Genomic DNA, 11,647 nt, shown 5'->3' with positions numbered 1-11,647 from the left:
GACGGCCGTCGCCCTCTTCCCGTCTCGGCGGATCAGCCGGTGAACGTCTCGACCTTGACGACCTCGACGGGGATCTCCTTGCCGTTGGGGGCCTGGTAGCTCGTCTTCTGGCCCTCCCTGAGGCCGAGGATGGCCGAGCCCAGCGGGCTCTGCTCGCTGTAGACGTCGAGGTCGGTGCCTCCGGCGATCTCGCGGCTGCCGAGGAGGAAGCGCTCCTGGTCGCCGAAGACGACGGCGGTCACGACGGTCCCCGGCTCCACGACGCCGTTCGACTCCGGCGCGACGCCCACCTTCGCGTCCTTGAGCAGCGCCTGCAGCTGGCGGATGCGCGCCTCCTGCTTGCCCTGCTCGTCCTTGGCCGCGTGGTAGCCGCCGTTCTCGCGGAGGTCGCCCTCCTCGCGCGCCGCCTCGATGCGCTTGGCGATCTCCTCGCGACCCGTGGTCGAGAGGTGCTCGAGCTCGGCGGCGAGGCGGTCGTAGGCCTCCTGCGTCAGGAACGGGACCTGGGTGTCATCGGACACGGTCTGTCTCCTTCGTGGATGCGCGGCCGACGGGCCGGCATATGTGAAGACGCCCCGGCAGGTCACCGGGGCGTCGTAGGACTGTCCGCCGATCCTACGGAACCCAGCAGGACTTCACAATTCCCGTGGTCGCCTGCGCGACCGTCGGGATCGTCTCCGTGTGGGACTGGGTCACCCCGGCGGCGGGCGGGTACTCGACGATGCGCCAGCCGACGGAGCCGAACTGCTCGTCGAGTGCCTCGAGAGCGCACGCCACCGGCTGCGCATCGGCCGAGGTGATCTGGAAGCGGAGGGACACATGGTGCTCGTCGTGCACCTCGAAGCCGAGGTCGTCCACATCGACCGAGTCGGCCGCCTGGCTCATGGTCGACCACGCGAACCACGCCACCACGACCGCGGCGATGATGACGCCCACGATCCATGCGCTCCGCCGCCCCTGGTGGGGAGTGCGCCCGTAGCGCTCGTCGAGACGCTGCTGGATCGTCACGTCGTTCCTCTCAGAGAGCGCGAACTAGGCTGGTCACTCCAGGCTAGCCGCCTTTCCCCGGCGCCCCGTCCGGGGTCGCGCACACAGAGGAGTCCATTCATGTCCGCTCTCGCAGTGCTCGCCGCCGTCACGCCGAGTCCCGAGCAGACGGTGGACCCGGACCTCGTCACGCCCGGGCCCTGGGGCTTCGTCACGATCCTCGTCCTCGTCGTGGCCGTGTTCCTGCTGGTGTTCGACATGCTGCGTCGCGTGCGCCGTGCGCGCTACCGCGAGGAGGCGAACGAGGTGCTGGACGCCGAGGAGGCGGCCGTGCGGGAAGCAGCGGAGCGGGAGACGACAGAGCGGCCCGCCGCGGACGCGGATGCCGTCGGCCGGACCGACGACGAGCCCGGTCGGTCGGGTCCTACATCGGGCCGTTGAAGGCGGGGTGGGTCGCGATGATGAGCGCGGCCGACCAGTGGCACACGAACGCCAGCACCGTGCACACGTGGAAGATCTCGTGGAAGCCGAAGTGGCCCGGCCACGGATTCGGGCGCTTGAGCGCGTAGATCACGGCGCCGGCGGAGTACAGCAATCCGCCCACGATCACGAGAACCATCATGGCCGGGTCGGCGTGGAACAGATCGACGAGGTACATCACCGCGGCCCAGCCGAGGGCGAGGTAGAGCGCGACGTAGAGCCACCGGGGCGCTCCCGTCCAGAACACGCGGAACAGGATCCCGAGGACGGCGCCGGTCCAGACGAGCGTCAGGAGCAGGGTGCCCTTGTGCTCGGGCAGGGCGAGCACGCCGAGCGGCGTGTACGTGCCGGCGATGAGCAGCAGGATGTTCGCATGGTCGATCCGCTTGAGGAGGAGCTTCGTCCGCGGCTGCCAGCGGAAGCGGTGGTAGACCGCGGAGTTGCCGAACAGCAGCAGCGACGTCGCAGCGAAGACCGCGCACGCCCACTTCGCCGCTGCGCCCTGGGCCGCGCCGATGAGCACGATGCCGCCGACGATCGCGACCGGGAACGTCGCGGCGTGGATCCACCCGCGCCAGGTCGGTGGCAGATCCTCCTGTGCGTCGGCGCGTGCCGCATCCATCAGGGGAAGCTGCGGCACGCCATCCGGGGTCTGAGCGGGCGTCTCATCGGCCGAGTCCATGATCCGACAGTACGGGGTCGCGCATGCCGCACAGGGCACCCGCGGCGGCGCGGAGTACGCTCGGAGGGTGATCAGCGAGCCGGGAGCAGGACGCGGACCGCTGTACCGTCTCTACATCTCGAGGCTGCGTCGTCAGATCGACCAGGCGAAGGTGCCGCATCACGTCGCGATGATGATCGACGGCAACAGGCGGTGGGCGCGCCAGCTCGGCTACGAGACCCCCGCGCACGGGCACCGCGCGGGAGCGGCGAAGATGCGCGAGTTCCTCGAGTGGTGCGACGACATCGGGGTGCGGGTGGTATCGCTGTACCTGCTCTCCCATGACAATCTGCGCAAGCGCGACAGCCGCGAGCTGCAGGATCTCATCGAGATCATCGCGGGCCTCGCCGGTCAGCTCTCCCGCCGCCGGGACTGGCGCGTGCAGCACGTGGGCAGGCCCGACGATCTGCCGGACTTCCTGCTGTCCGCGCTGCGGGACGCCGAGGAGCGCACCGAGGGCAACGGGGGGCTGCACGTGAACCTCGCCGTGGGCTACGGCGGGCGGCACGAGATCGTCGACGCCGTGCGCAGCATTGTCCGCGCGCACGGCTCCGCCGGCGGCACCCTCGACGATCTCGCCGCGCATCTCACGCCCGAGCAGATCGCCGAGCACCTCTACACGGGCGGGCAGAAGGACCCGGATCTCGTGATCCGCACCAGCGGTGAGCAGCGTCTGAGCGACTTCCTCCTCTGGCAGAGCGCGCACAGCGAGTTCTACTTCCTGGAGGCGCTCGGGCCGGATCTGCGCGAGGTCGACTTCCTCCGCGCCATTCGCGACTTCGGGTCGCGGGATCGTCGTTTCGGCCGCTGAGACCCCGGTGGACAGCGCCTCTGAGAGAATGGGGCGGTGACCACTCTCGAAGATCTCTCCGCCTCGTTCACGGTGGAGCCGGGCTATCTCGACTGGGCCGCGTTCGGACCGCTGTCGCCGACCGTCCGCGAGGAGGCCGGCGCCGATCTCGAGCTGCTGGGCTCGGGGCGGGCCAGCGGTCACCAGTTCGTCGCAGGGCGTGCCGCGGAGGCCTGCGGAACGATCGCCGACCTGATGGGGGTCGAGGCCGCGGAGGTCGTGCTGCAGCCGTCGACGACGCACGGGATCGCGCAGGCCGTCTACGGGGTGACGGGCGGCGTCGTCGCGTCGCCGCGCGAATTCCCCGCCGTCACGGTGCCCATCGCCCGCGCGGCTGCCGCCCTCGGGCGAGTGGTTCCGCAGTGGATCGGCCCCGAGCATCGCTTCGTGACCGCCGACGCGGTCGCCGACACCATCGACGAGTCGACGAGCGCCGTCGTGCTGAGCCTGGTCGACTTCCGCACCGGCTACCGGGCCGACCTCGCCGCCATCCGCGAGGTGATCGGCGATGACCGCCTGCTCATCGTCGACGCGACGCAGGCGTTCGGCGTCGTCGAGGCCGACTGGTCGGCCGCCGACGTGGTGGCCGGGCACGGCTACAAGTGGCTGCGCGCCGGGCGCGGCACGGGGTTCGCGTGGTACGGGCGCCGCGCTCGGGTGGCGCTGGACCCGGTGCTCTCGGGCACGACGGGCGCCGAGGGCGACGACCTGCCGTTCGACGCCCTGCCTGCGCCGGCTCCGGACGCGCGGGCCTTCACGGTCTCACGGCCCGACTACCTCGCGGCCGCGCGCCTCGCCTCCGCGGTGGCCGAGGTCGCAGCGGTCGGCGTGACGCACATCGAGGCCGCCGTCGCCGAGCGGGTCGGTCGCGTGATCGAGATCGCCGATGCACACGGGATCGAGGTGGTCACGCCGCGCGAGCCGGAGCGGCGGGCGGGGATCGTGGCGCTGGACCCCGGCGCCGCGCAGGTCGGCGCCCTGGGCGCCGCGCTCGCGAATGGCGGCGTGACGGTCACGACACGGTCGGGCCTCGTGCGGGTGTCGCCGCACGTGGGCACCGATGACGAGACGCTGCGGATGCTCGACGACGCCTGCGCGGTCTTCGTGCAGACCCGGGTGGGCTGAGCGCGGAGTTCACCCGCGCTTCACAAATCGTCCGCGTGTCGGGGTGGCACGTTGTCGGATGCGGGTCGTAGCTTCTGATCATCGGGCAAGGCGCCCGGTCGAGTCGGCCGTTCAGACCGCGACTCGTGGCCCCAGGTCGACTCGTCGAATCCGGGCGGGAGCCCGGGGTCGGGAGTGTGACGTGGCCACCACCGCAGGCGTGAACGCCGACATCGTCAGGAGCGCCGCCGAGTCATCGCCGTCGAGCGCGCAGGATCTGCGCACCTACGTGCTCGACACCTCCGTGCTGCTCAGCGACCCGCGCGCGTACTTCCGCTTCGCCGAGCACGGGGTCGTCATCCCGGTGACGGTCATCACCGAGCTCGAGGGCAAGCGGAACGACCCGGAGATCGGGTTCTTCGCGCGCGCCGCCCTCCGGCACCTCGACGAGCTCCGCGTCGAGCACGGGCGGCTGGACTTCCCGGTCCCGGTGGGAGACGGCGGCACGCTCCGCGTCGAGCTCAACAGCACCGACCCGGCGATCCTGCCCAGCGGCATGCGACTGGGTGACAACGACAGCCGCATCCTCGCGGTCGCGGCCCACCTCGCTCAGGGCGGGCAGAGCGTCACCATCGTCTCCAAGGACCTCCCGATGCGCGTGAAGGCGGCGTCGCTGGGCCTCGCGGCGGAGGAGTACCTCGCCGAGCAGGCGATCGACTCCGGATGGCCGGGGATCGTCCCACTGCAGATCTCCGGCGACGACATGGCCGATCTCTACGAGAGCGAGGTCGCGGTGCATGAGGACGCGCGCGGGCTGCCGGTGAACACCGGGCTCGTGGTGCAGTCCGAGCGCGGGTCCGCGCTCGCGCGAATGACCGGGGAGGGGGAGTTCCGTCTCGTGCGCGGCGACCGCGAGGTGTTCGGTCTGCACGGGCGCTCGGCCGAGCAGCGGATCGCGATCGACCTGCTGCTGGACCCGACCGTGGGCATCGTGTCGCTCGGCGGCCGGGCGGGCACCGGCAAGTCGGCGCTCGCGCTGTGCGCGGGCCTGGAAGCCGTGCTCGAGCGCCAGCAGCAGAAGCGGATCATCGTCTTCCGGCCCCTGTTCGCCGTCGGCGGGCAGGAGCTCGGCTACCTGCCGGGCGACCAGACCGAGAAGATGAGCCCGTGGGGGCAGGCGGTCTTCGACACCCTCGGCTCCGTCGTGTCGCAGAACGTGCTCGACGAGGTGATGGAGCGCGGGCTGCTCGAGGTGCTGCCGCTCACGCACATCCGGGGCCGGTCGCTGCACGACGCCTTCGTGATCGTGGACGAGGCGCAGTCGCTCGAGCGCAACGTCCTCCTCACGGTGCTGAGCCGCATGGGGCTGAACTCCCGCGTGGTGCTCACGCACGACGTCGGGCAGCGCGACAACCTGCGCGTCGGCCGGCATGACGGCGTCGCGAGCGTCATCGAGTCGCTGAAGGGGCATGAGCTCTTCGGACACGTCACGCTCACGCGCAGCGAGCGCTCGGCGATCGCCGCGCTCGTCACCGACCTGCTGGAGGGCGGCGAGCTGTCCTGACCGCCGCCGCCTGGCCCCTGCCACATCGACCCGGCGGCTGGCAATCCCCGTGCTCCGTCCGCCGCCCTGAGGTGGGATGAGATGACGAACACGAGAGGCGGATCGCATGAGCGCGAGCAAGAGCAAGAGCGACAGCAAGAGCAAGAAGGGCGGCCTGGCCGCGGCGGGCGTCGCCGGCTTCCTGCTGTCGAAGCACCCCATCGGCCGCGCCGTCACGGCCATCACCATCGCCCGTCAGGTGTGGAAGGACCCGCGCGTGCAGAAGGTGCGCCAGCGCGTCGCCAAGCAGGTGGCGAAGAAGCACGCCAAGCGCCGATAACGATTCGCCCGCGGCGGCGGGGCCTTCTGGCCCCGCCGCCGCGTCGTGTGATCGCGCTCGTCGGCGGGATCGCGTGAACGATGCTCGCGGTCGTGCCGCTCGACGAGCGCGCGTTCTGGCGCGAGGTCTATCGCGCTCAGGACGCGGAACCCGGCTCGCGCTGCTGCTGAGGCGCATGGAAGGGGCCGGTCGGCGAGGATCTCCTTGCCGGCCGGCCCCTTCCGCACCGGATCAGGACGCGTCGGATGCGTCGCCGTTCCCGCGGCGACGGCGGGAGATGAGCGCCAGCCCCGCCGCGGCGAGGGCGCCCGCCCCCGCGAGAACGCCGCCGATGACGCCGCCTCCCGTCGGAACGAGCTCGACGCCATCCTCGGGTGCCTGCGTCGGGTCGGGCGCGGCGGACGGCGCGGGCGTGGGCGCCGCGGTCGGCGCGGGCGATGCGACCGGGAGCACCTGCACGACGCTCGGGCGCGGCCCGGCGAAGGTGCCGCCGCCGGCGCCCGCGAGCGGCGCGGGCTTCATCGCGTCGGGGAACGTCGAGCTCTGCGCGGCGAACGAGCCGTCCTCGCCCGGGTGCTGCACCGACACGAACACGTGCCACTCGTCGTCGTGGATGACCGGACCGCAGGTCTCCGCCTCGCGCGGCACCGAGAGGAACTGCTCCACCCGGCCACGCTCGGGCCCGTCGAGCGCGACTCGGAACAGGCCGTCGTTGTAGCCGATCGTGCTCGGGGCGCCGTCGGTGGAGATCCAGAGGTGACCCGCGCTGTCGAAGGCGAGGTTGTCGGGGCAGGAGATGGGGGAGACCTCCGCGGCGGGGAAGCCGGAGAAGTACGTGGCGGCGCCCTGCGCGGGGTCGCCGGCGACGAGGAGGAGTGTCCAGGTGAACGTGCGCGCCGTCTGGTCGCCGCCGTCCTCGGTGATCTCCACGATGTGCCCGTCGCGGTTCTCGCTGCGCGGGTTGGCCTCGTCCGGGCCGGCCTTCCCTGCCGTGCCGCGGTCGGTGTTGTTCGTGCAGGCCACGTACACCCGGCCGGTGGTCGGGTGCGGCTGGACGTCCTCCGGGCGGTCCATCTTCGTGGCGCCCACGCGGTCGGCGGCCAGACGCGTGTAGACGAGCACCTCGGCCACGGCCATCCCCTCGACCGCCGAGCGGCCGTCGACGACGAGCGGCAGCCATTCGCCGGTGCCGCCGAACCCGCCGTCCGCAGGCACCGCTCCCGAGCCGTCGATCTCGCCGACGGGGGAGTCTCCTGAGAAGCGGGCGACGAAGAGATCGCCGTTCTCCAGCAGGGTCATGTTGTGCGCGCGATCGCCCTCGACGCAGGCGTCGCGTGAGACGAATTTGTACAGGTAGTCGAAGCGCTCGTCGTCGCCCGTGTACGCGACGACCTTGCCGTTCCCCGCGAGGATCACGTTCGCGCCCTCGTGCTTCAGGCGCCCGAGCGAGGTGTGCTTGCGCGGCGTCGACGCGGGATCCGTCGGGTCGATCTCCACGACCCATCCGAAGCGGTTCGCCTCGTTCTCGTACCCGGGCGTGCGCGTGTCGAAGCGAGGGTCGAGGTGCTCCCACCCGCGCGCGGTCTCCTCGTCGGCCAGGCCGTAGCGGAGGTCGGTCTCGGACGTGCCGGGCGAGCGGAAGTAGCCGTTGAAGTTCTCCTCCCCGCTGAGGATCGTGCCCCACGGCGTCGTCCCGCCGGAGCAGTTGCCGAAGGTTCCGAGAACGGTCGTGCCGGCGGGGTCGGCGGTCGTCTGCAGCAGGTCCGACCCCGCGGCGGGGCCGGTGAGCGTGTAGGCGGTGTCGTCGAGGAAGCGCCGGTTCAGCGCCCCGCCGACCACGGGGGTCCACGGCGCGGTCTCGCTCGCGCGGGTGAGCTCGACGACGCTGAGCCCGTGCGCCTTCATGCCCACCGCGCGCACGCGCTGGGAGTCGCCCTCGAGCTGCGCGGCCGGGAACATGATCGTCTCGTTCGTGTACTCGTGGTTCACGAACAGGATGGCCGTGGTGGCGGAGGTGCGGATGACGTCGGTGTAGTCGACGTTGTACCCGAACTGCCGCGCCTGCGCCTCGGGCGACTGGTTCGCGGCGTCGAATGCGGGGCTGTCGGCGAAGAGCGGGTCGCCCCAGCGGATGATGGGCGTCCAGTCGAAGCCCTCGGGCACGACGAAGCTGTCGACGGTGTGCGGAACCGGGTCGATGGCGGTGAAGCCGAACGCTCCGGTCTCGCCGGCGGGGGCGGCCGCCGCGGTGCTCGGACGCGCGCTGCCGAGCGACGGGGCGAGCACGATCGCCGCGGCGCCCATCGCGCCGAGCCCGAGCAGCGCCCGGCGCGAGAGCTGCGCGTCGACGATGTCGCGGAAGGACGCGTTGGCGGAGGTGTTGCAGACGCCGCGCGCGCACGCGCTCGCGCACTTCAGGTGGCAGGTGACGGCACTCCGCTTGCCCTTCACACGCTCTGCCATGGGCAGCGTCCGACCGAGGTTGATGACCATGTTCGCGGATGTCTCCTTATCGCGGGTGGGTGACCCGTGAGGGCCTGGTCCCACCCCAGCGAGCGCGGATGGCCGGAAGGTGACGCGCGGCGGAACGCCGGCTGACGCCTGCGCTCCGCTCTCCGGGGATGGCGAAGGGCCCGGGAGGACATCTCCTCCCGGGCCCTTCGCCGCCGCGCTCAGCCGGCGTGCGTCATGGAGAGCAGATCGAGCTTCTCGTCGAGCTGCTCTGCCGTGATCTCGCCTCGCTCGACGTAGCCGAGGTCGATGACGGCCTCGCGCACCGTGATCCCCTTCGCGACCGAGTGCTTGGCGATCTTCGCCGCCGCCTCGTAGCCGATGACCTTGTTCAGCGGCGTGACGATCGAGGGCGACATGCCGGCGAAGGCCGCCGCGCGCTCCTCATCCGCCTCGAGGCCGGAGACGGTCTTGTCGGCGAGCACCCGCGAGGCGTTCGCGAGCAGACGGATGGATTCCAGCAGCGCGGTGCCCATCACCGGGATGGCGACGTTCAGCTCGAACGCGCCCGAGGCCCCTGCCCACGCGATCGTCGCGTCGTTGCCGATGACCCGCGCGCAGACCATGAGAGTGGCCTCGGGGACGACGGGGTTGACCTTGCCCGGCATGATCGAGGAGCCCGGCTGCAGGTCGGGGATGCGGATCTCACCGAGACCTGTGTTGGGGCCCGATCCCATCCAGCGGAGGTCGTTGTTGATCTTCGTCAGCGACACCGCGATGGTGCGCAACGCGCCCGACGCCTCGACGAGCGCGTCGCGGTTGGCCTGGGCCTCGAAGTGGTCGAGCGCCTCGGTGATGGGCAGGCCCGTCTCCGCCGCGAGGAGCGCGATGACCTTCTGCGGGAAGCCGAGCGGGGTGTTGATGCCCGTGCCGACCGCCGTGCCGCCGAGGGGGACCTCCGCCACGCGCGGCAGCGCCGCCTCGACGCGCTCGATGCCGAGGCGCATCTGGCGGGCGTACCCGCCGAACTCCTGCCCGAGCGTGACGGGCGTGGCGTCCATGAGGTGCGTGCGACCGGACTTCACGACCGCCTTCCAGGCGTCGGCCTTGGCCTCGAACGCCTGCGCGAGATGGTCGAGCGCCGGCACGAGGTCGGTGATGAGCGCTTCGGTGACGGCGACGTGCACCGACGTGGGGAAGACGTCGTTCGAGGACTGCGATGCGTTCACATGGTCGTTCGGGTGGACGGGCGCCCCGAGCTTCTCCGTCGCGAGGGTCGACAGCACCTCGTTCATGTTCATGTTCGAGGACGTGCCGGACCCGGTCTGATACGTGTCGACCGGGAACTGGTCGTCGTGCGCTCCCGTCACGACGTCGTCGGCGGCGGCCGCAATGGCGTCGGCGATGCCGGCGTCGAGGGTGCCCAGGTCCTTGTTCGCGAGCGCGGCGGCCTTCTTGATGCGCGCGAGCGCGGCGATCTGGCGCGACTCCAGCCCCTTGCCGGAGATGGGGAAGTTCTCCACGGCGCGCTGGGTCTGCGCGCGGTAGAGGGCGGTCTTGGGGACCCGCACCTCACCCATGGTGTCGTGCTCGATGCGGTATTCGATCTCGGTCACTTCCTCGTTCCCTCCGTTCAGGCGGCCGCGTCGGCCGTGATGCCCATGGTGACGTGGGGCACCGCGGTGCCCTCAGCCAGTCGGTAGTTCGCTCCCACGATGCCGAGGCGGCCGCTGTTGACCGCGCGGGAGATCAGCTCGGACGACTGCAGGATCCAGTCGATGGTGTCGCGCACGTGCAGGCGCCCGACGAGCTCGGCGTCCACGGTCTCGGCCGTGGCTCCCTCCGTCTCGCGCAGCGCGGAGTGCACGGCGGGGACGATGGGGGAGATCTGGCGCCAGATGTGCGGGGGCAGCACGGGCGCCTCGGCGCCGGTGCTGTCGATCGCCGCGCGGACAGCGCCGCAGGAGTCGTGCCCGAGGACGACGAGGAGGGGGACCTGGAGGATCTCGACGGCGTACTCCAGCGAGCCGACGATCGACTCGCCGGGCACCTGGCCGGCGTTGCGGACGACGAAGAGGTCGCCCAGCCCGAGGTCGAAGATGATCTCCGCGGCCAGACGCGAGTCGGAGCATCCGAACAGGGTCGCGAGCGGCGTCTGCCCGGTCGCGAGCTCGTTGCGGCGCTCCACGTCCTGATGCGGGTGCGCGGGGGTGCCCGCCACGAAGCGGGAGTTGCCCGCCTGCATCTTCTCCCACGCCTGCGCGGGGGTGAGCCGTTCGCTCATTCCGTCGTCCCTTCTTCCGTGCTCTGTGCGAGCACCTCGATCTGGTCGGTGAGATCGGCGGCGAGGTCTGCGGCGACCTCCGGCTCCGACGAGCCGTAGACGAGGACGTGATCGGCGCCGGCCTGCGTGCCGAGCGCGTACGACACGTTCGCGTTGGCATCCGGGTCGGCGATCTCGTAGACATCCCAGGAGATGCCCTCGATCGTCATCGTGTCCCGGGGCGCCGCGCCGCCCAGCATCTGCGCGGCCCACGTCTCGTCGGCGGAGAACCCCTGCGCGAGGCGGAGGAATCCGGTCTCGGAGGGGACGTAGGCGATGGCCCAGGCGGCCACCTCACCCGAATCCAGCTGGGCCTCGTTGACGAGCCAGCCATCCGGCACCTCCGGCACGAGCACGTCGTGACCGGTCGTCTCCTCGACGTCGGCCGCGATCGCCGCGACGTCGATGGGCGGGCGCTCGGGCGCCTCGCCGTGCGGAACTCCCCAGATGACGACGGCGACGACTGCGAACGAGGCGAGCAGGGCGGCGATGAGATTGCGGAAGTTCTGGCTGCCGCGGTGGATACGGGAGCTCTCGGCCTTGCGCGCGGCCGTCTCGTCGGGGGTCTCCGGGCGGCCCAGATGCGCGACGATGCGCGGCTCGCGCGCCATCAGGCGTCGCTCTCGGCCGAGGCCGCGCGGGCGGCGTCCAATCGGCGCTTGGCGCCGAGGAGCCACTCCTCGCAGCGGGCGGCGAGGGCCTCGCCCCGCTCCCAGAGCGCGAGCGACTGCTCGAGGGTGGGGGCGCCCTGCTCGAGTTCGGAGACGACGCGGACGAGCTCGTCCCGCGCCTGTTCGAACGAGAGCGACGCGACGTCCGCGGGAGGGGCCTGTTCGGTCATAGCGTCT

General features: G+C 71.5%; 14 protein-coding genes. 6 read left to right on the top strand and 8 right to left on the bottom strand.

All coding sequences use genetic code 11. The annotated features are described in order from the left end of the window. Nucleotides 1–32 precede the first annotated feature (32 nt). Nucleotides 33–521, bottom strand: a complete 489-nt coding sequence (gene greA, locus QWJ90_RS02275) for a transcription elongation factor GreA (protein ID WP_290105971.1) — start codon at nt 519–521, stop codon at nt 33–35. A 94-nt stretch (nt 522–615) separates the two neighbouring features. Next, nucleotides 616–1,008, bottom strand: coding sequence for a DUF4307 domain-containing protein (locus QWJ90_RS02270; RefSeq protein ID WP_290105970.1), 393 nt, complete (start codon nt 1,006–1,008; stop codon nt 616–618). Nucleotides 1,009–1,107: 99 nt separating this feature from the next. On the opposite strand from QWJ90_RS02270, the gene QWJ90_RS02265 reads away from it, so the two are divergent. Then, complete coding sequence (locus QWJ90_RS02265) at nt 1,108–1,428, top strand: hypothetical protein (protein ID WP_290105969.1); 321 nt, start codon at nt 1,108–1,110, stop codon at nt 1,426–1,428. Here the strand turns inward: QWJ90_RS02265 and trhA are convergent. Further along, nucleotides 1,412–2,149 carry a PAQR family membrane homeostasis protein TrhA gene (trhA, locus tag QWJ90_RS02260; RefSeq protein WP_290105968.1) on the bottom strand — a complete coding sequence of 246 codons (738 nt, stop codon included), beginning with the start codon at nt 2,147–2,149 and terminating at the stop codon, nt 1,412–1,414. The two genes, QWJ90_RS02265 and trhA, sit on opposite strands and share 17 nt — an antisense overlap. On the opposite strand from trhA, the gene QWJ90_RS02255 reads away from it, so the two are divergent. The 5 genes from QWJ90_RS02255 to QWJ90_RS14845 all read left to right on the top strand — a co-directional run bounded on the left by QWJ90_RS02255 (nt 2,148) and on the right by QWJ90_RS14845 (nt 6,195). Beyond that, a complete protein-coding gene (locus QWJ90_RS02255) occupies nt 2,148–2,999 on the top strand; it encodes an isoprenyl transferase (RefSeq protein WP_290105967.1) in 852 nt (283 codons plus the stop codon). The genes trhA and QWJ90_RS02255 overlap by 2 nt on opposite strands. A 36-nt stretch (nt 3,000–3,035) precedes the next feature. Beyond that, nucleotides 3,036–4,163: an aminotransferase class V-fold PLP-dependent enzyme gene (locus QWJ90_RS02250; protein ID WP_290105966.1), complete on the top strand. Its 1,128-nt coding sequence runs from the start codon at nt 3,036–3,038 to the stop codon at nt 4,161–4,163. 211 nt (nt 4,164–4,374) lie between these two features. Beyond that, nucleotides 4,375–5,706 carry a PhoH family protein gene (locus QWJ90_RS02245; RefSeq protein ID WP_290106348.1) on the top strand — a complete coding sequence of 444 codons (1,332 nt, stop codon included), beginning with the start codon at nt 4,375–4,377 and terminating at the stop codon, nt 5,704–5,706. A gap of 106 nt (nt 5,707–5,812) precedes the next feature. Beyond that, nucleotides 5,813–6,025 carry a hypothetical protein gene (locus tag QWJ90_RS02240; RefSeq protein ID WP_290105965.1) on the top strand — a complete coding sequence of 71 codons (213 nt, stop codon included), beginning with the start codon at nt 5,813–5,815 and terminating at the stop codon, nt 6,023–6,025. An 80-nt stretch (nt 6,026–6,105) separates the two neighbouring features. Continuing rightward, entirely contained in the window at nt 6,106–6,195 is a 90-nt protein-coding gene (locus QWJ90_RS14845; RefSeq protein ID WP_354670410.1) for a CstA-like transporter-associated (seleno)protein, read from the top strand. Nucleotides 6,196–6,256: 61 nt separating this feature from the next. On the opposite strand, the gene QWJ90_RS02235 is transcribed toward QWJ90_RS14845, so the two are convergent. From QWJ90_RS02235 to QWJ90_RS02215, 5 genes are all read right to left on the bottom strand, one after another. Then, complete coding sequence (locus tag QWJ90_RS02235; protein ID WP_290105964.1) at nt 6,257–8,518, bottom strand: PhoX family protein; 2,262 nt, start codon at nt 8,516–8,518, stop codon at nt 6,257–6,259. A gap of 179 nt (nt 8,519–8,697) precedes the next feature. After that, entirely contained in the window at nt 8,698–10,092 is a 1,395-nt protein-coding gene (locus QWJ90_RS02230; RefSeq protein ID WP_290105963.1) for a class II fumarate hydratase, read from the bottom strand. A 17-nt stretch (nt 10,093–10,109) separates the two neighbouring features. Further along, nucleotides 10,110–10,760: a carbonic anhydrase gene (locus QWJ90_RS02225; protein WP_290105962.1), complete on the bottom strand. Its 651-nt coding sequence runs from the start codon at nt 10,758–10,760 to the stop codon at nt 10,110–10,112. Further along, complete coding sequence (locus QWJ90_RS02220; RefSeq protein ID WP_290105961.1) at nt 10,757–11,410, bottom strand: DUF4245 family protein; 654 nt, start codon at nt 11,408–11,410, stop codon at nt 10,757–10,759. Before QWJ90_RS02220 ends, QWJ90_RS02225 begins: the two co-directional genes overlap by 4 nt. Continuing rightward, on the bottom strand, nt 11,410–11,640 hold the full coding sequence (locus QWJ90_RS02215) for an exodeoxyribonuclease VII small subunit (RefSeq protein ID WP_290105960.1): 231 nt from the start codon (nt 11,638–11,640) through the stop codon (nt 11,410–11,412). The genes QWJ90_RS02220 and QWJ90_RS02215 overlap by 1 nt, the downstream gene beginning before the upstream one ends. Nucleotides 11,641–11,647 lie beyond the last annotated feature (7 nt).

Origin of the sequence: Microbacterium oryzae (assembly GCF_030406385.1) — a bacterium.
GTDB lineage: Bacteria > Actinomycetota > Actinomycetes > Actinomycetales > Microbacteriaceae > Microbacterium > Microbacterium oryzae_A.
The sequence above is the reverse complement of the archived record's forward strand: the minus strand, read 5'-3'. Positions and strand labels throughout refer to the sequence as shown.

Excerpts from the sequence above, each read along its gene's own strand:
- QWJ90_RS02265 (WP_290105969.1), top strand. The coding sequence starts at position 1,108 with ATGTCCGCTCTCGCAGTGCTCGCCGCCGTCACGCCGAGTCCCGAGCAG.
- QWJ90_RS02255 (WP_290105967.1), top strand. The coding sequence starts at position 2,148 with ATGATCCGACAGTACGGGGTCGCGCATGCCGCACAGGGCACCCGCGGC.
- trhA (WP_290105968.1), bottom strand. The coding sequence starts at position 2,149 with ATGGACTCGGCCGATGAGACGCCCGCTCAGACCCCGGATGGCGTGCCG.
- QWJ90_RS02240 (WP_290105965.1), top strand. The coding sequence starts at position 5,813 with ATGAGCGCGAGCAAGAGCAAGAGCGACAGCAAGAGCAAGAAGGGCGGC.
- QWJ90_RS14845 (WP_354670410.1), top strand. The coding sequence starts at position 6,106 with ATGCTCGCGGTCGTGCCGCTCGACGAGCGCGCGTTCTGGCGCGAGGTC.
- QWJ90_RS02235 (WP_290105964.1), bottom strand. The coding sequence starts at position 8,518 with ATGGTCATCAACCTCGGTCGGACGCTGCCCATGGCAGAGCGTGTGAAG.
- QWJ90_RS02225 (WP_290105962.1), bottom strand. The coding sequence starts at position 10,760 with ATGAGCGAACGGCTCACCCCCGCGCAGGCGTGGGAGAAGATGCAGGCG.
- QWJ90_RS02220 (WP_290105961.1), bottom strand. The coding sequence starts at position 11,410 with ATGGCGCGCGAGCCGCGCATCGTCGCGCATCTGGGCCGCCCGGAGACC.
- QWJ90_RS02215 (WP_290105960.1), bottom strand. The coding sequence starts at position 11,640 with ATGACCGAACAGGCCCCTCCCGCGGACGTCGCGTCGCTCTCGTTCGAA.